We start from the raw sequence: 20,585 nt of genomic DNA on the forward strand, positions 1-20,585 counted from the left end.
CCCCGAATGGCGTACGGTGCGGGCCATGGCAAGTGTGCTCGTGGTCGAGGACGACCAGTTCGTGCGCTCCGCCCTCATCCGGCATCTGACCGAGGCGTCCCACCTGGTGCGAAGCGTCGGCACGGCCCTTGAGGCGTTGCGCGAGGTCGCTCATTTCCGTTTCGACGTGGTCATCCTCGACCTCGGACTGCCCGATCTGGACGGGTCCGAGGCGCTGAAGATGCTGCGCGGCATCACCGACGTCCCGGTGATCATCGCGACCGCGCGCGACGACGAGGCGGAGATCGTCCGGCTGCTCAACGACGGCGCGGACGACTACCTGACCAAGCCCTTCTCCGTGGAGCACCTGTCCGCCCGGATGGCGGCCGTGCTGCGCCGGGCCCGCTCCTCGGCGGGCGAGCCGGCGCCCTCGCGGGAGATACGGGTCGGCGGGCTCGCCATCGACCCGCTGCGCCGCCAGGCGGCGCTCGACGGCGCCCCGCTCGACCTGACCCGGCGGGAGTTCGACCTGCTCGCCTTCCTGGCCGGCCGGCCGGGGGTGGTCGTGCCGCGCAAGGAGCTGCTGGCGGAGGTGTGGCAGCAGTCCTACGGGGACGATCAGACCATCGACGTACATTTGTCATGGCTGCGACGGAAATTGGGTGAAACGGCCGCCCGGCCCCGCTATCTGCACACCCTGCGCGGAGTGGGCGTGAAGCTGGAACCGCCCCTGGAGCCGCGGCCGTGAGATGGGCACTGGTCAAGGTGTCGCTCGCCGTCACCGCCATGGTCGTCGTCGCGTTCGCCGTACCGCTCGGCCTGGTCGTCAAGGAGATGGCCAGGGACCGGGCCTTCTCCAACGCCGAGCGCCGCGCCGCGGGACTCGCGCCGGTCCTCGCGATCACCACCGACCGCGAACAGCTCGACCGGGCCGTCGCCACCACCGACGACGGGGCCGAGGGCCGGCTCGCCGTCCACCTCCCCTCGTCCGCCGAACCCGGCGCCGAGGGTGCCGACGGCGTCGAGATCGGCACCCGACGGGCCACCGGCAAGGACCTGGCCACCACCCGGTCGCTGGGCCGCGCCACCATCGCCGAGGTGCCCGGCGGCTTCGTGCTGCTCCAGCCCACCGCGGTCAGCTCCGGACAGGTCGCCATCGTCGAACTCTTCGTCCCCGAGAGCGAGGTCACCAACGGCGTCGCCACCGCCTGGCTCGTCCTCGCCGGCGTCGGGAACGCGCTCATCGTCGGCTCCGTCGCGGTCGCCGACCGGCTCGGCGTGCGCATGGTCCGGCCCGCCCAGCGGCTCGCCCGCGCCGCCCACGAGCTGGGCGAGGGCAAGCTGGGCGCCCGGGTCCCCGAGGAGGGCCCGCCGGAGCTCAGGTCCGCCGCCACCGCCTTCAACTCGATGGCCGACCAGGTCGTCCAACTGCTCGCCAACGAACGCGAACTCGCCGCCGACCTTTCCCACCGGCTGCGCACCCCGCTCACCGTGCTCCGGCTCAACACCGCCTCGCTGGGCTCGGGTCCCGCCGCCGAGCAGACCCGGGCCGCCGTCGAGCAGTTGGAGCGCGAGGTCGACACGATCATCCGCACCGCCCGCGAGGCCAAGCCGCAGACCCAGCCGACCGTGCCCCTCGCGGGCTGCGACGCCTCCGAAGTGGTGCGCGAACGGATGGACTTCTGGTCGGCGCTCGCCGAGGACGAGGACCGCACGGTGCGGGTCGCGGGCGTCGAGCGGCCCGTCCGCATCCCGGTCGCCCGGCCCGAGCTCGTCGCCGCGCTCGACGCGCTGCTCGGCAACGTCTTCCGGCACACCCCGGTCGGCACCGCCTTCTCCGTCGACCTCCACAACGGCGACGACGCCGTCATCATCCTGGTCTCCGACGCCGGCTCCGGCATCGCCGACCCCGCCGCCGCGCTCGTCCGGGGCAACAGCAGTGGCCGGGACGGCTCCACCGGGCTCGGTCTCGACATCGTGCGCCGCATGGCGGAGTCCACCGGCGGCGACGTGCGCATCGGGCACTCCGTGCTCGGCGGCACCGAGGTGCGCATCTGGATCGGCCTCGACGGGCGCCGCCCCGTCGGCGGCGGCCGCCGGGGCCGCAGGGGCCGCCGCGCCGAGCCCGGCGCGGGCCGCCGCGGACGGCGCCAGAAGGTCTGACGGGGGCCGTGCGGGCCGCCAACCTTTCGGCGTCCCGATGCCTCCCTTAAGCGGAGCCTAAGAATCCTCAACCTCGGCCTCCTTGTGGCCATTTGTCCGTTCCCCTCTCGCTAACGTGCTGCCGCACCCCCCAGGGCCACCCCCCCCACCCGGCACGCAGAGGCAGGCACGCGATGAGCACGAGTTCGCACCGGCGCAGGACGAGCGGCAGGACCAAGGCCGTCGGCGCGGTCGTCGTCGCGGCGGTCATCGGCGGCGCCGCCTTCGCGCTCACCGGAACCGCCCAGGCCGCCGCCGTCGGTGCCGCCTACACCAGGACCAGTGCCTGGACCGGCGGCTACACCGGCCAGTACGTCATCACCAACGAGACCTCCGCCCCGCAGTCCGACTGGACCCTGGAGTTCGACCTGCCCGCCGGGACCGCCATCGGCTCCCTCTGGAACGGCGACCACACCGTCTCCGGCCGCCATGTCACCGTGAAGCCCGCGAGCTGGAACCGGCAGCTCGCCCCCGGCCAGTCCGTCACCGTCGGCTTCGTCACCTCCGCCGCCGGCACCGCCGGGGACCCGGTCGGCTGCCTCATCAACAAGGCCGCCTGCTCCGCCGGCGGAGCCACCCCCACCCCCAGCGGCCGCCCCACCGAGCAGCCCACCGCCACCGCCGCTCCCACGGCCACGGCGACCCCCACCAGGACCCCCGCGCCCACCGGAAGCGCCACCCCCACCGCCTCCGCCACCGTCACCCCGGCGCCCACCGCCACCGCGACCGCCACCACCCCGCCCGGCACGGCCACCGCCAGGTTCGCGCCCTACGTCGACACCTCCCTCTACCCCGCGTACGACCTGCTCTCCACCGTCGACCAGACCGGCGTCAAGGAGTTCAACCTCGCCTTCGTCACCTCCGGCGGCGCCTGCGCCCCGCTGTGGGGCGGGGTCACCGACCTGGCCTCCGACAAGGTCGCCGCCCAGATCGGCGCCCTGCGCGCCAGGGGCGGCGACGTCCGGGTCTCCTTCGGCGGCGCGGCCGGCCATGAACTCGCCCTGAACTGCTCCTCGTCCACCACGCTCGCCGCCGCGTACGGCAAGGTCGTCGACCAGTACAAGCTCACCAAGGTCGACTTCGACATCGAGGGCGCCGCCCTGCCGGACACCGCCGCCAACACCCGCCGCTCCCAGGCCATCGCCCAGCTCCAGAAGTCCCATCCGGGCCTGAACGTCTCCTTCACGCTCCCCGTCATGCCCGAGGGCCTCACCCAGCCCGGCGTGGACCTGCTGGCCGACGCCAAGCGGAACGGGGTCCGCGTCGACGCCGTCAACATCATGGCGATGGACTACGGACCGGCCTACAGCGGCGACATGGGCCAGTACGCCATCTCGGCGGCCACCGCCACCCAGGCCCAGATCAAGGGCGTCCTCGGCCTGTCCGACGCGGCCGCCTGGAAGGCCGTCGCCATCACCCCGATGCTTGGCGTGAACGACGTTTCGTCGGAGGTCTTCAGGGTCGACGACGCCACCCAGCTGGTGGACTTCGCGAAGTCCAAGGGCATCGGCTGGCTGTCGATGTGGTCCTCGACCCGCGACAAGCAGTGCGCGGCCGGTGCGGTCGGCTACGCCGACGCCACCTGCTCCTCGATCCTCCAGCAGCCCCACGCCTTCACGAAGGCCTTCGCCGCCTACAAGTAGCCCCCCTCCCGGGCCCGCAAGCCCCCCGAGACTCCCAGGCCCCCCCCGAGACCCCCCACACCGCGCGCTCCGGCCGGAGCCACCCCACCGCCGGCCGGGGCGCGCACCCCTTCCCCCCGACCCGACGGGCTCAGTTCTCCAGCTCCTCCAGGAACCCCACGGTCAGCTTCCCCCACACCGCCGGGTTCTCCGCGAACGGCGCGTGCCCCGTGGCCAGTTCGGTCAGGCGGGCGCCGGGGATGCCCGCGGCGACCGCGCGGTGCAGGGCGGGGGAGACGAGGCGGTCCTCGGCGGTGGATATGACGAGGGTCGGCACGCCCACCCGTGCCAGGTCCCCCCGCACGTCCGCCCGGGTCACCAGGTCGGCATGGTCCGGCGTACCGGGCGGGACGGAATCGGCGGTGAGCCGCACGATGCCCTCGACGATCTCGGGGCTCATCGGGTCGAGCATGGCCGGGCTGAACACGAGCGGCACCAGGAGCCGGGCCACCAGCTCGTGCTGCCCGCTCCCGGCGAGGTCCCGCCACAGGTACGAGGCCTGGCGCAGGGCGTGGTCGGCCCGGGCGAAGGGGGCGGTGAGCACGAGCCCGGTCACCCGCTCCGGGTGGCGCGTGGCGGCCCGGACCGCGACGGTCGTGCCCAGCGAATACCCGGCGACGGCGAAGCGCCCGACCCCCGCCGCGTCCGCCGCCGCCACCAGGCCGTCGGCGAGCGCGTCCAGGTCGAGCGGAGCCGTGGCGCGGGGCGCGTCGCCGGTGCCGGGCAGGTCGAAGCCGACGACCCGGCGCCCCCCGGCGGCCAGGGCGGCGCGGATCGGGCCGAAGTGGGAGTCGATGCCACCGCCGGAGCCGTGGGCCAGGAGCAGAGCGTGCGCGGTCATGGAACAGTCCCCCGTGTCCGGCGCCCGTACACACGTAGCGGACGCCATGGAATCAACGATGAGGTCACCGTACCCCAGATTCCATAACGCCCGCTACAGAAATGCTCCCGCCCTGTGGACAACTACCTGCCCACCCCGCTACCCGACTACCCGGCCCGCGAGGTCTTCCACTCCTCCGCGTAGTCGTTGAAGATGCCCCGCAGGTGGTGTCCGATCTTCAGGTAGTCCAGGTCGTCCAGGTTGGCCAGGGAGACGCGGACCGACCACTCGGGGCCGTCGAAGCCGCCGCCGTTCAGGAGCACCACGCTGGTCTGCTCGGCCAGCCGGAACAGCGGGTCCACCGGCTCGTAGTTCTTCTCCAGGAAGTCCGCGAAGTCCTTGCCGTGCACCCGCTCCGCCTCCGCGAGCAGGTCCAGCTCGATGTAGTAGCCGGCCCGCGCCTTGTCGTCGGCGATCTTCATCTGGGCGCCTTCGAGCAGCAGGTCCAGCCGCTGGTTCACGATCGACCGCAGCCGCTCCTTGTACGCCTGGCCTTCCTCCAGCATGTCGAAGAGCGAGAAGAGGGTCATCATGACCTGCTGCGGCAGCGACAGCCCCGCCGTGTGGTTGAGGGCGACCTGCCGCGAGTCCGCGACGAGCCGGTCGATGAAGCGGATCTTCTCCGGCTCCAGGGTGAGCGTCCCGTACCGCTTGTTCAGGCGGTCCTTCTCCGACTTCGGCAGCTTGGCGATCATCTTGTCGATGACGTTGTCGTCGTTGAGCCCGATCACCCCGAGCCGCCAGCCGGTGCAGCCGTAGTGCTTGGAGTACGAGTAGACGAGCAGCGTGTTGTGCGGCAGGTCGGCGGCGATCGAGCGGAAGCCCGGCACGAAGGTGCCGTAGACGTCGTCCGTGACGATCACCAGGTTGGGGTTCTTGGTGGCGACGATCTCCTTGATCTGCTTCGCGACCCGCTGGCTGAGCGCGAGCGACGGCGGGTTGGACGGGTTGACCAGGCAGAGCATCTTGATCGACGGATCCTCCAGCTTGGCGACCTCCTCCGTCGGATAGCGCCACTCGCGCACGCCCGTCTCCGCGAACAGCGAGGCCTCGACCGTGACGACGTCGAACTCGTACGTGTCGAGCTCGGGGATCTCGATGTACGGCGTGAACACCGGCACCATCAGGGCGATCTTGTCGCCCTTCTTCAGGATCCCGTTCTTCATCAGGGAGTCGAAGATGTAGCACATGGCGGCCGTGCCGCCCTCGGTCGCGAAGTACGAGACGTTCCCCTTCGGCGGCTTCCCGCCGAACATCTCGTCCTCGACGTAGCCGCGCACCACCTGCTCCGTGTGGGTCAGGATCCGGTCCGGCACCGGGTAGTTGTCGCCGATCGAGCTGTCGGTCAGCTCGTGCACGAAGGCGTCCTTGTCGAAGCCGAAGCGCTCGACCGCGTACGCCACGCTCTTCTGCAGCAGCTCGATCCCCGGCAGGTCCGGGTGCTGCCGCGCGAAGGTGTCGAAGCGCGCTCCCGAGCCCGCGAGCTCGGGCATGCCGCCCAGGTCGTCGGCGGTCCACACCCGGCGCGACTCGGAGAGCGAGAAGTAGCCCAGCGCGTAGAACGCCTCGCGCGGGCTGGTCGCCGTCCAGTTCGGATTGCCGCGGCCCGCGTTGAGCATCTGGACCTGCGACTTGTCCTTCTGCCCCGGCTTGTCCGCCTGGGCCTCCTTCGCGATGGTGATGAACTTGTCCTTCAGCTCGAACGGCGAGAGCTGCGCGAAGGACTTGATCTCCTCGCGGGTGAAGGTGGTCTTGGGCATGATCGGTCCTTACGGGTCAGTGGTTGAGGATGACGATGACGGCGCCCCAGATGGTCAGCAGCACGTTGCCCACCGCGTACGGGATCGTGTAGCCGAGCGTCGGGATCTGCGATCTGGACTGCTCGTTGATCGCGCCGATCGCCGCGGTCGTGGTCTGGCCGCCGGCCAGTACGCCCATGAGGATCGGGAAGCGGATCTTCTGGATGTAGTGGCCCACCAGGAAGCCCACGATCAGCGGGATCAAGGTGGCCACCGCGCCCCAGATGAGCAGCCCCCAGCCGGCCGTCGAGAGGCCGCTGGTGAAGCTGGGACCGGCGTTGATGCCGACGACCGCGACGAACAGGCACAGGCCGAGGGTGTCCATGAACCACTGGGCGCCCGGCGGGACGTTGCCGTACGTCGGGTACTTGCCGCGGATCCAGCCGAAGACCAGACCCATGATCAGCGCGCCGCCGGAAGTGGACAGCGAGATCGGCACGCCCGAGACGGTCAGCGCCGGGATGCCGATGCAGCCGCCGAGGAAGACGCCGAGGCCGACCCAGAGCATGTCGGTGGCGAACGAGGTCGGCACCGGCTTCCCGATCGCCTTGCCCGCCGGGTCGACCAGCCGCTTCGGACCGGTCAGGATCACCGTGTCGCCGCGCTCCAGCTGGGTGTTGAGCCGGTACGGGAACTCCGCGCCCGAGCGGTAGATCTTGTCGATGTACACGCCGACCATGAACGGCTCGCGCCGCAGCTCCGCGACCGTCTTGCCCAGCTGGGCCTTCTCCGAGGCGACCACGTGCAGGCTCTCGGTCTGGTAGCCGAGCAGCTCCACGTCGTCGGTCTCGGGGCCGATGTGGGTACGGGCGTCGAACTCGATCAGCGAGCCGCGCAGCGCGCTCACGGCGAGCACGTCGCCCGAGCGCAGCACCGTCTGCTGGTCGTGTTCGAGGATCTGGCCGTCGCGCCGGACCCGGGTGATGTAGATCCGGTGCCCGAGCTCCTTCTGCTGGTTCTCGAAGTCGTCGATGGTCCGCCCGACCAGCGGGGAGTGGTCCATCTCGTACGCGCGCAGGACGACCTCGTAGTAGCCCTCGGCCAGGTCGGGGTTGTCCCCGGGCGCGTCCATCTCCTTGGCCAGCTGGGCCGACTCGACGGCCAGGTCCCGCTTGTACAGCTTGGGCAGGAAGTTGGCGAGGAGCATGGCGCAGAGGATCGTGCCGAGCGGGTACGTGACCGCGTAGCCGATCGCGACCAGGTTCTCCTCGTTCTTCATCTGGGCGGCGGACAGCCCCGGCAGGTTGCCGATGGCGTCCTGCGCCACACCGATGACGGCGGACTGCGTGAGGGCGCCGCCGAGCAGACCGGCCGAGAGCCCGGGGCCGTAGCCGAGCATCACGGCGAAGCCCCAGGAGACCAGCAGACCGGTCACGCAGACGACGACCGCGTTGACGACCTGCGGCATGCCGTCCTTCTTCAGACCGCGGAAGAACTGCGGGCCGACCTTGTAGCCGAGCGCGAAGAGGAACAGGGTGAAGAAGAGGTTCTTCACCGTGCCGTCGATGGTCACCTTGAACTGGGCGCCGAGCAGCAGACCCGCCACCAGGCAGCCCGTCACCGCGCCGAGCGCGATGGCCTTGTAGCGCAGCTTGCCGAAGAGGAAGCCGAGCGCCACCGTGATGAAGATCAGCAGCTCGGGGTGGGGCTGGAAGATGTTCCGGTTGAGGAAGTCGATCATCGGGAGGAGCGCCCTCCCGTTGTGTGGCGTCGCACCATGTGTCCTCTCAGGCTCCGAGAATCCCGACCAGCAGGGGGCCGGTCAGGGGGAGCAGGAAGTTCGAGAGCGTGTACGTGATCGTGTAGCCGAGCATCGGCACCGAGCTCTGGGCGACCTGGGTGATCGAGGTGATCGCCGGGGTCGAGCACTGCTGGCCCGCGATGGCGCCGACGAGGATCGGCTTCTCGATCTTCAGCAGCTTGAGTCCGACGACCAGCGAGATCGTCGCGGGCACCAGGACCATCGCGATCCCGGCGAACGGCAGCAGCGCCCCGTACTGCTTGAGCAGCGGCCCGGCCTGCGGTCCGGAGACCAGGCCGGTGCAGGCGATGAAGACCGCGAGGCCGAGGTCCTTGATCGTGGTGGCGGCCTGCGGGGGGAAGGCGCCGAAGGTCTGCTTGCGGGAGCGGAACCAGCCGAAGAGCAGCCCGGAGATCAGACAGCCGCCGCCGGTGCCCAGCGACATGGGGACGTCGCCGAAGCGGACCACGATCTGGCCGATGAGCGAGCCGACGACGATGCCGAGGCCCAGGTAGATGAAGTCGGTGGCGTCGTTCTTGACGATCGCGCCGACCTTCGAGGCCAGCTTGCCCAGGCCCGAGCGGGAGCCGACCAGGGTGAGGACGTCGCCGCGGTGCACGATGGTGTCGGGGGTGGCCGGCAGGTGCTGGTCGTTGCGCAGCACGTCGGTCACGTAGACCCCGCCGTCGGCGATCTCCGGGTGCTCGATGGTGAGCGTGTCGAGGGACTTGCCGTCCGCCGTCTTGTCGGTGATCGAGACTTGGGTGGTGGCGAGCGGGGTGTCGAGGCCCGGGATCGCCGGGGTCTCGGGTCCGATGTGCCGTCCCGCGGAGATGATGTTCGACCGCCGGCCGACCATCAGGACCAGGTCGGAGAGGGTCAGTTCGAAGTCCGGCGGGGGAGGGGTGAGGACCTTGCTGCCCCGCTTGACGGCCTCGACGGTGACCCGGCTGCCGTTGGCCCGCTCCAGTTGGGAGACGAGGGTGCCGTCGGCGTGGGTGACCAGGAAGGTGCGCCCGACCATGCCGGGCAGCGCTTCGCGCTCGTCGTCCTCCAGGGCACCGCCGCCGCCGCGCATCTTCTCCCACAGCTCGCGCGAGGCGTCGCGGAGGTTGATCCGCATCATCATCGGCATGATCTGGCTGGTGTAGATCACGATGGTGATGAGGCCGAAGAGATAGCAGACCGTGTACGCGGTGGCCACGTGCCCCTGGTACTCGGTGATCTGCGCCTGCGTCAGGTTGGTCAGCTTGCCGATGGACTCGGTGGCGGTGCCCACGACCGCGGACTCGGTGGCGGCGCCCGCCAGGATGCCGGCGGCGGTGCCGACGTCCAGGTCGAAGGCCTTGGCCAGGCCGAGGGCGATGCCGACGACGCACACGACCTCGATGGCGCAGAGGGTGAAGAAGCGCAGGCTCTTCTTGTTGAGGTTGGCGAAGAACTGCGGCCCGGCCATGTAGCCGAGCGAGAAGATGAAGAGCGCGAAGAAGATCGTCTTCACGTCGTCGGAGATGGTGACCTTCGCCCAGGCGCCGATCAGCAGCGAGACGATCAGCGTGCCGCAGATGCCGCCGAGGGTGATGGGTCCGACGCGCAGCTTGCCGACGAGGTAGCCGGCGGCGAGGCAGAGGAAGAGGGCCAGTTCGGGATGGTCACGCAGGACTCCCATCCGGCCTCACCTCGCCCGCGGGTAAAGGGATGTGAAGATATCGGACATAAGGGGAAAATAACAGCGGGAGGGGGCGAGGAGCCTCTCGCCTCGCCCGAATGAGTGAGCGAGTTCGACGCGACGGGGGAGGGCCGGGGGTCCCGCCCTCAGGCCTTTACCGCGCGCCCCGCATCACCCCGCCCACGATCTGCCGCCCCTCACCCGCCCGGCGGCACGGGCCCCGCTACTCGGTGGCGGCGGTCGCCGCCGGTACGCCGCGGAGCCCCAGGACGGACGCGGCGGCGGCGACCAGGGCGAGCAGCGTCATCACCACGTTGAGCACGGAGTCCGGCTCGAACCCCTGGTCGCCGGCGTTGGAGAGCGCGGACATGATCACGTACAGCTGGAGCACCACCGCGCCGGCGAGCAGCGGGGCCCGCACCCACCAGGGCGTCCGCCCGGCGAGGGCCGGCAGTGCGAGGACGGCGGCGGACGCGAGCAGCACGAGGAGGACCGCCGCCATCAGGGCGAGATAGCGGAGGTCGGGGCCGCCGGCGGGCCGGGGCTCGCCGGTTTCCCCCGCGAAGATCGCGAAGGCCAGGTGCATGAGCAGCAGGTAGCCGGCTTGGAGGGCGAGGACCGCCGCTCCGGTCCGCTTGACGGCGCGAGCGTTCATTCGTCCCCCCAGGACGATCGTGTTGGTGGATCACCGAGGATGATCGCGGATCACCGCGGATACGACGAAGGCCCCGGTTCTTTCGAACCGGGGCCTTCGCCATCAGGGTGAGTAACGGGACTCGAACCCGCGACATCCTGGACCACAACCAGGTGCTCTACCAGCTGAGCTATACCCACCACGACCGGCGGTTTTCCCGAAGGTTTCCCCGACCGGCCGAGAAGAAGTCTACAGGGTGTTTGAGGGTGCTCGCGCCCGCATTGTTCGAAGGGCGCGAGCGGGGCTCATTCCGCGGGTACGACGTGCTTGGCGGCGATCTGCTTCGCCGTCTCCGAGTCGGGGCCGGGCTGCGGCACGAAGACCGCCTCGCGGTAGTAGCGGAGCTCGGCGATGGACTCGCGGATGTCGGCGAGCGCCCGGTGGTTGCCGTTCTTCTCCGGACTGTTGAAGTACGCCCTCGGGTACCAGCGGCGGGCCAGCTCCTTGACCGAGGAGACATCGACGATCCGGTAGTGGAGGTGCTTCTCCAGGGCCGGCATGTCGCGGGCGAGGAAGCCGCGGTCGGTGGAGACCGAGTTCCCGCACAGCGGGGCCTTGCCGGGCTCCTTCACGTGCTCGCGGATGTAGGCGAGCACCTGGGCCTCGGCGTCGGCGAGGGTGGTGCCCTCGGCGAGCGCGTCGAGGAGGCCGGAGGACGTGTGCATCTCGCGCACGATGTCCGGCATCGTCTCCAGGGCGGCGTCCGGCGGGCGGATCACGATGTCCACACCTTCGCCGAGCACGTTCAGTTCCGAGTCGGTGACCAGCGCGGCCACCTCGATGAGTGCGTCGTCCGTCAGCGAGAGCCCGGTCATCTCGCAGTCGATCCACACCATGCGATCGTTCATGCGTCCTACCTTAGGGGGTGTCCTGGGGATCGGGGTGATGCCGTACGGGTGCCCCCGACACGCCCGACGGGCCCCCGGAGAGGTGTCCCGGGGGCCCGTCGGTCTTCTCGGTGCGCGGCTTGTGGCGGCGCGGTACGGGGTGGCCTTACGGCGCGCTGCGCTGTCCCGGCAGGGCCGGGCGGCCGTGGCCGTAGGGGTCCGACGACAGCTTGCCCGGGTCCAGCGGGCTCACCGGACGCCGGGGCCCGGCACCGACCTGCGCCGGCACGACCGGGTCGAGGACCGAGGTCCCGCCGTCGCCCTGCGGACGCCTGGCCCGGTACGCGGCCCGGTAGGCGGCCGGCGAGGAGCCGAGCTGCCGCCGGAAGTGGCCGCGCAGCGCCACCGGGGACCGGAAGCCGCAGCGGCCCGCGACCTCGTCGACCGAGTAGTCGGAGGTCTCCAGGAGCCGCTGCGCCTGGAGCACCCGCTGGGTGATCAGCCACTGCAGCGGGGCGGAGCCCGTCAGCGAGCGGAACCGGCGGTCGAAGGTCCGCCGTGACATGTACGCACGGGCCGCCAGGGTCTCCACGTCGAACTGCTCGTGGAGGTGCTCCAGTGCCCAGGCGACGACCTCGGCCAGCGGGTCGGCGCCGATCTCCTCAGGTAAAGACCTGTCGAGGTAGCGCTCCTGACCGCCGCTGCGCCGCGGCGGGACGACCAGCCGGCGCGCCAGGGCGCCCGCGGCCTCCGTGCCGTGGTCGGTCCGCACGATGTGCAGGCAGAGATCGATGCCGGCTGCCGTGCCCGCGGAGGTCAGCACGTCGCCGTCGTCGACGAAGAGCTCCCGCGGGTCCACATGGACCGACGGATAGCGCTTGGCGAGCGTCGGCGCGTACATCCAGTGCGTGGTCGCCGGTCGGCCGTCGAGCAGGCCGGCCGCGGCGAGGACGAACGCCCCCGTGCACAGGCCGACGATGCGCGCGCCCTCCTCGTGCGCCCGGCGGAGCGCTTCGAGCGCTTCCGGGGGCGGCGGCGAGGTGATCGAGCGCCAGGCCGGCACGACGACGGTGCCGGCGCGGCTGATGGCCTCCAGGCCGTACGGCGCGGTGAGTTCGAGTCCCCCTGTGGTCCGCAGGGGTCCGTCCTCACCGGCGCACACGAGGAGCCGGTAGCGTGGCACCCCCGCGTCCTGACGGTCGATGCCGAACACGGAGAGCGGGATGGAGCTCTCGAAGATGGGCCCACCGCTGAACAGCAGTACCGCGACGACTTCGCGACGGCGGCGCCCGGACAGCTTCCGTACCGCCTCCGGTGCGACGGAGTGGTCCTGGCTCATGACGCTAAGCCCCCCTCGGTGTTGGCGTCTCCCTGGTCGTGTCGCTGTGCCACGTTTCCCCTCGGTTTTGCACGAGACCCCAGTCTTCGGTACCCATGATCGAATCTACTGCGTCCCGTGCCGCCGGCGTGACAAGTTCTCCGCCCGGCGGATTGTCGACATGGGCACTTGGCGTGAACCATTCGATCGGTCGACGCAGTCCAGAGCGGCGAAGCCTGGCCCTACGCGGGTTGAGCGGTCTTCGGCCAGGGTGCGACCGCTAGCCGGAACTTGGCTGAAAACATATGGGAATCGCCGTACGACCCTGTCAACTCCAAGGGTGCCCAGGGCCAGTACGGGGGCGCACACGCTCGGCGCGCAACCCATTTTCCGAGCGCCGGAGCAGCACCCGGCAGGCGGCCGTCACGGCGGCGAGCCCAAGGGCGGCGCCGGCCGCGCCTCCGAGGGAGGTCCCGTAGACCACCAGGACCACCGGGACGAGCACGCAGCAGAAGACCGCCCAGCGCACCACGTCGCTCGCCGCGTCCGGCCCGGGGGCGCCCGGCTCCTCCTCCGGCGCCCGCCCGCGCCCGCGCGGGGCGGGGGTCCGCAGGGCGGGGGCGGCCGGGGCGGAGGCGTCGGCGGCGGTGGCGGCGGGGGCGGACGAGGGTGCGGGCACGGGCGGACTCCCTGCGACGGTGGCGTGACCTGTGGGAACGAGGAACGGAACGTTCCGGTCACTGCGGGAGACGGCCGTTTGGCCCCCGCGCCGACACCTGTAGGGCACAAGCGGCATTGCGCTACGGCGCGGGGCTCGTGCATGCTCCCTGGAACGCCGTAAGGGTGTCCCCGACGCGTCCCCGACGCACCGAGCATGCGCCGAGGACGCACCGAGGACACCCCTGGGCACGAGAGGAGTGCCGCCGTACCCTTGGGGGTATGGGCTTGGGAAGATGATTCCCGGACACAGCTCCGCCGCCAACCGTTGTTCCGCTCTCCCCTCTCCGTCCCTCTTCCGTCCCTCCCAAGAGGACTCTCTTCGCCGAGACACCGATGGCCGGTCACGAATTCCCCGAACCCGCGGACCGCAAGCGCGTCGCCGACTCCACGGTCGACCCCCTCGCGGTCGAACAGCCCCGTCACTCCTGCGACCCGGCCTTCCGGCACGGCGTCGTCGTCGGCTTCGACGGCTCCACGTCCAGTGAACGCGCCCTCGCCTACGCCATCGGCATGGCCCGGCGCTCGGCGTCGGGCCTGATCATCGTGCACGTCGCCAACCGGCTGCCCACCACCGTGTGGGCCGGCTGCGAACCGCCGGTCTTCGTCGACGTCCCCGACCACCGCACCGAGGTCCTCGGTCTGGAGCTCGCCTGCGCCGAGCACCTCTCCGAGGTGCCCTGGATCCTGGTCGAGCGCGGCGGGGACATCTGCCACGAGCTGGAGGAGGTCGGCCGGGAGTACGCGGCCGACGCCATCGTGGTCGGCGGCACCCACGGCATCGTCGGCCGGATCTTCGGCTCGGTGGCCGGACGGCTCGCGCGCCGCGCCCAACGCCCGGTCGTCGTCATCCCGTAGCCGTTCCGCACCATCGGCCTCCGCCCCAACTCCCTTGATCCGGCCAATATTTCGGCCTTCCTCAGGTGAATTGTGCGCTTGTGAAGGGTACATAAGAGCCACCGGAACAAAGTGGCCCAAGCAGCACAACTGCACTCCTGAAGGGAGCCCGCCGTGTCCAACGAAGCCGCCGCGGGAAACACCACCTCCACGCTCGGAAACCTCGCCCTCGGACTGACCCTGCTCGCCTTCGGCATCGGATCCACCGGCGTGATCGACCACGTCGGCCCCTCCGACGCCGCCGGCCTCGCCACCTTCGTCGGCGGCGTCGCCCTGTTCGTCGTCGGCCTGCTCGCCCTCCGCGCCGGCGACACCGGCTCCGGCACGGCGTACGCGGCGCTCGGCGCCTTCTGGTTCACCTGGGGCACCGGCGTCGGCGGCGGCAGCTCGTCCGAGGCCGCCGGACTCTTCCTGCTGCTGTGGGCGCTGCTCGCGCTCACCCTGACGCTCGCCGCCGGCGGCAGCGGGCTCTTCGGACAGGGCGTGTACGGGCTGCTGTTCGTCGCCCTGCTGCTCCTCGGCATCGGCGCCCTCGCCGGCAACGCGGGCCTCGGCAAGGCGGGCGGCTGGGTCGCCGCGGTCGCCGGACTCGCGGCCTGGTACGGCGCCACGGCCGCGGTCGCGGGCTGGCCGACGTCCCTGGCCCGCGGCGGCCGTGGGGCGGCGACCGCGAGCTGAGCGGTCCTGAACCACCCGAAAAAGCAGCGGTCCCCGTGCACCTGGGATGCACGGGGACCGCTGTGGTGTCCGGCCGAGCCTCGTGGGGGACAGGCCCACGAGGTGCGGGGCTCCGGGGGACAGGCCCGGGGCGCCGCTACTCGACCGTGACGGACTTGGCCAGGTTGCGCGGCTTGTCGATGTCGCGGCCCATGGCGAGCGCCGTGTGGTAGGCGAGGAGCTGGAGCGGGATGCCCATCAGGATGGGGTCGAGCTCGTCCTCGTTCTTCGGCACGACGATGGTGTGGTCGGCCTTCTCCTGGACCTGGTGCGCGACCGCGAGGATCCGGCCGCTGCGGGCCTTGATCTCCTCCAGGGCGGCGCGGTTCTTCTCCAGGAGGTCGTCGTCGGGGACGATGGCGACCGTCGGCAGGGCCGGCTCGATGAGGGCGAGCGGGCCGTGCTTGAGCTCCGAGGCGGGGTACGCCTCGGCGTGGATGTAGGAGATCTCCTTCAGCTTGAGGGAGGCCTCCAGGGCGACCGGGTAGCCCCGGACCCGGCCGATGAACATCATCGACTCGGCGCCCGCGTACTCCTTGGCCAGCTTCTTGATCTCGTCCTCGCTCTTGAGGATCTCCTCGATCTGGCCGGGCAGCCTGCGCAGGCCCTCGATGATCCGCTTGCCGTCGGTGACGGACAGGTCGCGGATGCGGCCGAGGTGCAGGGCGAGCAGCGCGAAGGCGACCACCGTGTTGGTGAAGCACTTGGTGGAGACGACGCAGACCTCGGGGCCCGCGTGCACGTACACGCCGCCGTCGGCCTCGCGGGCGATGGCGGAGCCGACCACGTTGACGACGCCGAGGACCCGGGCGCCCTTGCGCTTGAGCTCCTGGACGGCGGCCAGCACGTCGTAGGTCTCGCCGGACTGGGAGACCGCGATGTACAGGGTGTCGGGGTCCACGACCGGGTTGCGGTAGCGGAACTCGGAGGCGGGCTCGGCGTCGGCGGGGATGCGGGCCATGCCCTCGATGAGCGAGGCGCCGATCAGACCCGCGTGGTACGAGGTGCCGCAGCCGAGGATCTTGATCCGGCGGATGGAGCGGGCCTCGCGGGCGTCCAGGTTCAGGCCGCCGAGGTGCACGGTGGAGAAGCGGTCGTCGATCCGGCCGCGCAGCACGCGGTCGACCGCGTCGGGCTGCTCGGAGATCTCCTTGTGCATGTACGTGTCGTGGCCGCCCATGTCGTACGAGGCGGCCTCCCACTCCACGGTCTCCGGGGTGGCGGTGGTGGACGCGCCCGTCGTCGTGTACGTACGGAAGTCGTCGGCCTTCAGGGTGGCCATCTCGCCGTCGTCGAGGGTGACGACCTGGCGGGTGTGGGCGACCAGGGCGGCGACGTCGGAGGCGACGAACATCTCCTTCTCGCCGATGCCGAGGACGACCGGGGAGCCGTTGCGGGCCACCACGATGCGGTCGTTGAAGTCGGCGTGCATCACGGCGATGCCGTAGGTGCCCTCGATGTGCTTGAGCGCCTCGCGGACCTTCTCCTCCAGGGAGTCGGCCTGGGAGCGGGCGATCAGGTGGACGATGACCTCGGTGTCGGTCTCGGAGACGAAGACGACGCCCTCGGCCTCCAGCTTGACGCGCAGCTCGGCGGCGTTGTCGACGATGCCGTTGTGGACGACGGCGACCTTGTTCTCGGCGTCGAGGTGCGGGTGCGCGTTGACGTCGCTCGGGGCGCCGTGGGTGGCCCAGCGGGTGTGGGCGATGCCGGTGGTGCCCGCGAAGCGCTTGGGGACACGGGCCTCCAGGTCACGGACCCGGCCCTTCGCCTTGACCATCTTCAGGCCGGCGGCCTTCGGGCTGGTGACGACGATGCCGGCGGAGTCGTAACCCCGGTACTCCAGGCGCTGCAGTCCTTCGAGCAGCAGGGGGGCCACGTCACGCCTGCCGATGTAACCGACGATTCCACACACAGGTGTTGATCCTCCAAGGTCAGTGGATGTGCTCGGCCGTCTCAGCCGTAGACGATGCGGCGCAGCTGCCGGAGGGAGAGCTCCGGTGGCGCCACCGCGCGGTGCGGGAGCTCGCCCGCGATCCGCTCGAAGATCTCGGCGTTGACGGAGCCGCCGGACTGCAGCTCGCGGTGGCGGCGCCGGACGAAGTCCTCGGTCGACTCGTCGAAGTACGCCAGCACGTCGAGCACCACCCGGGCGGCCTCACCGCGCTGGAGCGCGGTGGAGCGGACCAGATGGTCGATGAGGTCGTCGTGCGACGGGCGGCGTTCGAGCACCCGTGAATACTGAGGGGTACCCGAGGGGCATTGCAAGAATCCTGCCCGATATCGGGCAACAGGGGTCATGATCACGCGGCCGAACGGGCTAATTGGTCTACACCTTGACCGCTCCTGAGGTGTCGGGGTACGCATGGTGACAGTTCGGATACGCACCGCTCGCCGTCGTACGCCCGTCGAAAGGGATCCGCCCGTGAGACAGCGCAGAACGTTTCCGCGACTCCTCGGCTCACTCCTCCTGCTGGCCGCCGGCCTCTCCACCGTCGGCGCCGGCGCCGCCCCGACGCCCGACCCGGTCCGCCCGCTCGGCGCGATCGTCCCCGCGCCCGCCTCCGTCACCCCCGGGGGCGACCCGTACACGCTGACCCGGACGACTGTCGTCCGCGTGGACGGTGGCGACAGCGGCGGTGGCCGGGAGACCCGCGCCATCGGCCGCTACCTCGCCGGACTCCTCCGCCCCTCCACCGGCTACCCGCTGCCCGTCGTCGACGACGACGCGCCGCGCGGCGGCATCCTGCTCCGGCTCGCCCCGAGCGCCTCCGATCTGGGCGAGGAGGGGTACGAGCTGCGCTCCGGCCGCGCGGGCGTCACCCTCACCGCGTACCGCCCCGCCGGCCTTTTCCGGGGCGTCCAGACACTCCGCCAGCAGCTGCCCGCCGCCGTCGAGAAGCGGACCGTCCAGACCGGCCCCTGGAAGATCGCCGGCGGCACCGTCACCGACACCCCGCGCTACGCCTACCGGGGCGCCATGCTCGACGTGTCCCGCCACTTCTTCACCGTCGACCAGGTCAAGCGCTATATCGACCAGCTCGCCCTCTACAAGATCAACAAGCTGCACCTGCACCTCAGCGACGACCAGGGCTGGCGCATCGCCATCGACTCCTGGCCCCGCCTCGCGACCTACGGCGGCTCGACGCAGGTCGGCGGCGGCCCCGGCGGCTACTACACCAAGGACGACTACCGGGAGATCGTCCGCTACGCCGCCTCCCGCTACCAGGACGTCGTCCCCGAGATCGACCTCCCCGGCCACACCAACGCGGCCCTGGCCTCGTACGCCGACCTCAACTGTGACGGCGTCGCCCCGCCCCTCTACACGGGCACGAGCGTCGGCTTCAGCTCCCTCTGCGTACCGAAGGAGATCACGTACGACTTCGTCGACGACGTCCTCGGCGAACTGGCCGCGCTCACCCCCGGCCGCTACCTCCACATCGGCGGCGACGAGGCGCACTCCACGAGCCACGCGGACTATGTGGCCTTCATGGACCGGGTGCAGCCGCTCGTCGTCAAGTACGGCAAGACCGTCATCGGCTGGCACCAGCTGACCGGCGCGCGGCCCGCCGAGGGCGCGCTCGCCCAGTACTGGGGCCTGGACCGCAGCTCGGCGGCGGAGAAGGCGCAGGTAGCGGCGGCCGGCCGGGCCGGAACCGGCATCATCCTGTCGCCCGCCGACCGCGCGTACCTCGACATGAAGTACACGAAGGAGACCAAGCTGGGCCTGTCCTGGGCCGGCTACGTGGAGATCCAGCGCTCGTACGACTGGAACCCGGCCACGCTCCTGCCGGGCCTGCCCGAGTCGGCGGTAGCGGGCGTCGAGGCGCCGCTGTGGACCGAGACGATCTCGGAGTCCACTCACATCGACCAGATGGCCTTCCCCCGACTGCCGGGCATCGCGGAACTGGGCTGGTCCCCGGCGTCGACCCACGACTGGGAGGCGTACCGACTGCGGCTCGCGCAGCAGGGGCCGCGGCTGACGGCCATGGGCATCGACTATTACCGGTCGCCGCAGGTGCCGTGGGCGGCGTAGCCGCCTGATGTGTGTGGGGGCGGGTCCGCGTCGCCCCCACGCGCGCGGCGGTCAGACGGCGCGCTGCCGCGCACTTCGGATCAACGCCACGGAATCCGCCTGCGAGAGGGATACGGACTGCAGCTGCAGGAACCGCATGAGGAGGGCGCGCACGGGACCGCTCTCCCGCTCCACGAACCCCCGCAGATGGGATTCGGTGTAGGCGATCACGGACCGGTCCGCCAGGGTGGGCAGACTGACCTGGCGAGTGAACGGCAGGAGCTCTCCGGCCGAGAACGGGGCCACCTGAAGCATGGTGCGGTGGCTCCCGGCGAAGTCGATCAGATGCTGGAGCTGGGCGTCCATGACAGCTGCCTCGCCGACCTGGCGACGGATGCAGCTCTCGTCCAGCACCACGAGCATCAGGGGCGCTTGCCGCGCCAGCGTCGCTTGCCGCTCGGCGACGAACGCGATGCGCTCCTCGGCCTGCTGCCGTGTGACCAGGCCGCGCCGTACATCCACCATGTTGACCGCGCGGGTGTACTCCGGGGTCTGTAGAAGGCCCGGAACGATCCCGATCTCGAAGAGCCGGATCTCGGTGGCCCGCTTCTCGTATCCGACGTATTCCGGGAATCCTTCCAACAGGCTGCCGCGCCGCATCTCGTGCCACTCGCGCTCGAACGACTCCGCTGTTCCGGCGGTCCCGAAGACCTGGTCAGCCCTTCGGGAGAAAGGAAGGGTCGGCGGCTTGCGTCCCGTCTCCACGGCCGAAATGTGCTGACCGGAGCACGCCATGCGCACCGCCAGAGTCTCCTGACTCCAGCCGTGCAACTCGCGCTGCCTGCGCAGATGGGCGCCGAACGCGGCCCGCGGACTGCTTTCGGGCGTCAACGTCTTGCGGTTGACCACAACTCTTCCTTCTTGTCCGGCGAGTTGACCAGTTGAAGGATCCCCGACCCTAGGCCACGCTGACGCCTCCTGGTAGCGACCTCACTACGGACAGGAGTCAGTGTGCCCCCGCACCACACCTCCCCCACCCCCACCGCAGGCGCCTACGTGGCCGACACCGGCGGGCCGGTGACGCGGCTCGGTCAGGTGACCCGGACCCGGGTCGGCGCCGTCTACGTACGACCGCCCGGCGGCGGCGCCGAGTGGGTCGCGGCGCCCGAGAACCTGCGGGCGCCGACCGAGGGCGAGTGGGTGACCATCCGCATCCTCACCACGCCCGTACGGGAGCTCGTCCTCTCCGCCGACCACGAGCTTCGCCCGCGCCCCGTGCCCGTACCGGACTGCACCCCGTGCGCGTATCTCGTGGAGTGGTTCGACCGCTACATGGGCACCGGGCCGCAGCACGACGAATCGGCGGCCGTGGATTGCGTCGTCGAGATCCGTAACCACCCGCACGACCCGCCGAAGATGCGGATCACACGCCCGTGAAGGTCGCATCG

Annotated in this window: 18 protein-coding genes and 1 tRNA gene; 7 read left to right on the forward strand and 12 right to left on the reverse strand. The window is 70.8% G+C overall.

Annotated elements, in window-relative coordinates; all coding sequences use genetic code 11:
- Window positions 1-25 precede the first annotated feature (25 nt).
- The 3 genes from ABTZ54_RS15970 (at window position 26) to ABTZ54_RS15980 (ending at window position 3,824) form a co-directional block, all read left to right on the forward strand.
- Window positions 26-727, forward strand: a complete 702-nt coding sequence (locus ABTZ54_RS15970; RefSeq protein WP_351662914.1) for a response regulator transcription factor — start codon at window positions 26-28, stop codon at window positions 725-727.
- Window positions 724-2,142 (forward strand): HAMP domain-containing sensor histidine kinase, encoded by a 1,419-nt coding sequence (locus ABTZ54_RS15975; protein WP_351662917.1) that lies wholly within the window; start codon window positions 724-726, stop codon window positions 2,140-2,142. The genes ABTZ54_RS15970 and ABTZ54_RS15975 overlap by 4 nt, the downstream gene beginning before the upstream one ends.
- A gap of 173 nt (window positions 2,143-2,315) precedes the next feature.
- Window positions 2,316-3,824, forward strand: a complete 1,509-nt coding sequence (locus tag ABTZ54_RS15980; protein ID WP_351662919.1) for a cellulose binding domain-containing protein — start codon at window positions 2,316-2,318, stop codon at window positions 3,822-3,824.
- A gap of 130 nt (window positions 3,825-3,954) precedes the next feature.
- Here ABTZ54_RS15980 and ABTZ54_RS15985 read toward each other — a convergent pair whose 3' ends face one another.
- The 9 genes from ABTZ54_RS15985 to ABTZ54_RS16025 all read right to left on the reverse strand — a co-directional run bounded on the left by ABTZ54_RS15985 (window position 3,955) and on the right by ABTZ54_RS16025 (window position 13,470).
- A complete protein-coding gene (locus ABTZ54_RS15985) occupies window positions 3,955-4,704 on the reverse strand; it encodes an alpha/beta fold hydrolase (protein ID WP_351662922.1) in 750 nt (249 codons plus the stop codon).
- A gap of 146 nt (window positions 4,705-4,850) precedes the next feature.
- Window positions 4,851-6,503, reverse strand: coding sequence for a bifunctional aspartate transaminase/aspartate 4-decarboxylase (locus ABTZ54_RS15990; RefSeq protein WP_351662925.1), 1,653 nt, complete (start codon window positions 6,501-6,503; stop codon window positions 4,851-4,853).
- Window positions 6,504-6,519: 16 nt separating this feature from the next.
- Complete coding sequence (gene aspT / locus ABTZ54_RS15995) at window positions 6,520-8,223, reverse strand: aspartate-alanine antiporter (RefSeq protein WP_351662928.1); 1,704 nt, start codon at window positions 8,221-8,223, stop codon at window positions 6,520-6,522.
- A 46-nt stretch (window positions 8,224-8,269) separates the two neighbouring features.
- Window positions 8,270-9,952: an aspartate-alanine antiporter gene (gene aspT / locus ABTZ54_RS16000; RefSeq protein ID WP_351662931.1), complete on the reverse strand. Its 1,683-nt coding sequence runs from the start codon at window positions 9,950-9,952 to the stop codon at window positions 8,270-8,272.
- Window positions 9,953-10,175: 223 nt separating this feature from the next.
- Window positions 10,176-10,607 (reverse strand): hypothetical protein, encoded by a 432-nt coding sequence (locus ABTZ54_RS16005; protein WP_351662934.1) that lies wholly within the window; start codon window positions 10,605-10,607, stop codon window positions 10,176-10,178.
- Window positions 10,608-10,713: 106 nt separating this feature from the next.
- Window positions 10,714-10,786: transfer RNA gene (locus tag ABTZ54_RS16010), tRNA-His, on the reverse strand.
- A gap of 105 nt (window positions 10,787-10,891) precedes the next feature.
- Window positions 10,892-11,494 (reverse strand): oligoribonuclease, encoded by a 603-nt coding sequence (orn, locus tag ABTZ54_RS16015; protein ID WP_351662937.1) that lies wholly within the window; start codon window positions 11,492-11,494, stop codon window positions 10,892-10,894.
- 145 nt (window positions 11,495-11,639) lie between these two features.
- Window positions 11,640-12,812: a helix-turn-helix domain-containing protein gene (locus ABTZ54_RS16020; protein WP_351662940.1), complete on the reverse strand. Its 1,173-nt coding sequence runs from the start codon at window positions 12,810-12,812 to the stop codon at window positions 11,640-11,642.
- Between the two features lie 307 nt (window positions 12,813-13,119).
- Window positions 13,120-13,470, reverse strand: a complete 351-nt coding sequence (locus ABTZ54_RS16025; protein ID WP_351662943.1) for a hypothetical protein — start codon at window positions 13,468-13,470, stop codon at window positions 13,120-13,122.
- A 374-nt stretch (window positions 13,471-13,844) separates the two neighbouring features.
- Here ABTZ54_RS16025 and ABTZ54_RS16030 point away from each other — a divergent pair, with 374 nt between their 5' ends.
- Both ABTZ54_RS16030 and ABTZ54_RS16035 read left to right on the forward strand, forming a co-directional pair.
- Window positions 13,845-14,366, forward strand: a complete 522-nt coding sequence (locus tag ABTZ54_RS16030; protein ID WP_351662946.1) for a universal stress protein — start codon at window positions 13,845-13,847, stop codon at window positions 14,364-14,366.
- Window positions 14,367-14,519: 153 nt separating this feature from the next.
- Entirely contained in the window at window positions 14,520-15,083 is a 564-nt protein-coding gene (locus ABTZ54_RS16035) for a GPR1/FUN34/YaaH family transporter (RefSeq protein ID WP_351662949.1), read from the forward strand.
- 136 nt (window positions 15,084-15,219) lie between these two features.
- On the opposite strand, the gene glmS is transcribed toward ABTZ54_RS16035, so the two are convergent.
- Both glmS and ABTZ54_RS16045 read right to left on the reverse strand, forming a co-directional pair.
- Entirely contained in the window at window positions 15,220-17,037 is a 1,818-nt protein-coding gene (glmS, locus tag ABTZ54_RS16040; RefSeq protein ID WP_351662952.1) for a glutamine--fructose-6-phosphate transaminase (isomerizing), read from the reverse strand.
- A 41-nt stretch (window positions 17,038-17,078) separates the two neighbouring features.
- Window positions 17,079-17,354, reverse strand: coding sequence for a hypothetical protein (locus ABTZ54_RS16045; RefSeq protein WP_351662955.1), 276 nt, complete (start codon window positions 17,352-17,354; stop codon window positions 17,079-17,081).
- 193 nt (window positions 17,355-17,547) lie between these two features.
- Between ABTZ54_RS16045 and ABTZ54_RS16050 the strand changes: the two genes are divergently transcribed.
- On the forward strand, window positions 17,548-19,158 hold the full coding sequence (locus ABTZ54_RS16050) for a beta-N-acetylhexosaminidase (protein ID WP_351662957.1): 1,611 nt from the start codon (window positions 17,548-17,550) through the stop codon (window positions 19,156-19,158).
- A 51-nt stretch (window positions 19,159-19,209) separates the two neighbouring features.
- Here the strand turns inward: ABTZ54_RS16050 and ABTZ54_RS16055 are convergent, their stop codons facing one another.
- Window positions 19,210-20,046 (reverse strand): helix-turn-helix domain-containing protein, encoded by an 837-nt coding sequence (locus tag ABTZ54_RS16055; RefSeq protein ID WP_351662960.1) that lies wholly within the window; start codon window positions 20,044-20,046, stop codon window positions 19,210-19,212.
- Window positions 20,047-20,148: 102 nt separating this feature from the next.
- On the opposite strand from ABTZ54_RS16055, the gene ABTZ54_RS16060 reads away from it, so the two are divergent.
- Entirely contained in the window at window positions 20,149-20,574 is a 426-nt protein-coding gene (locus ABTZ54_RS16060) for a hypothetical protein (protein WP_351662963.1), read from the forward strand.
- Window positions 20,575-20,585: the final 11 nt, after the last annotated feature.

Source organism: Streptomyces sp. NPDC094032 (genome assembly GCF_040303965.1).
Classification (GTDB): Bacteria; Actinomycetota; Actinomycetes; order Streptomycetales; family Streptomycetaceae; genus Streptomyces.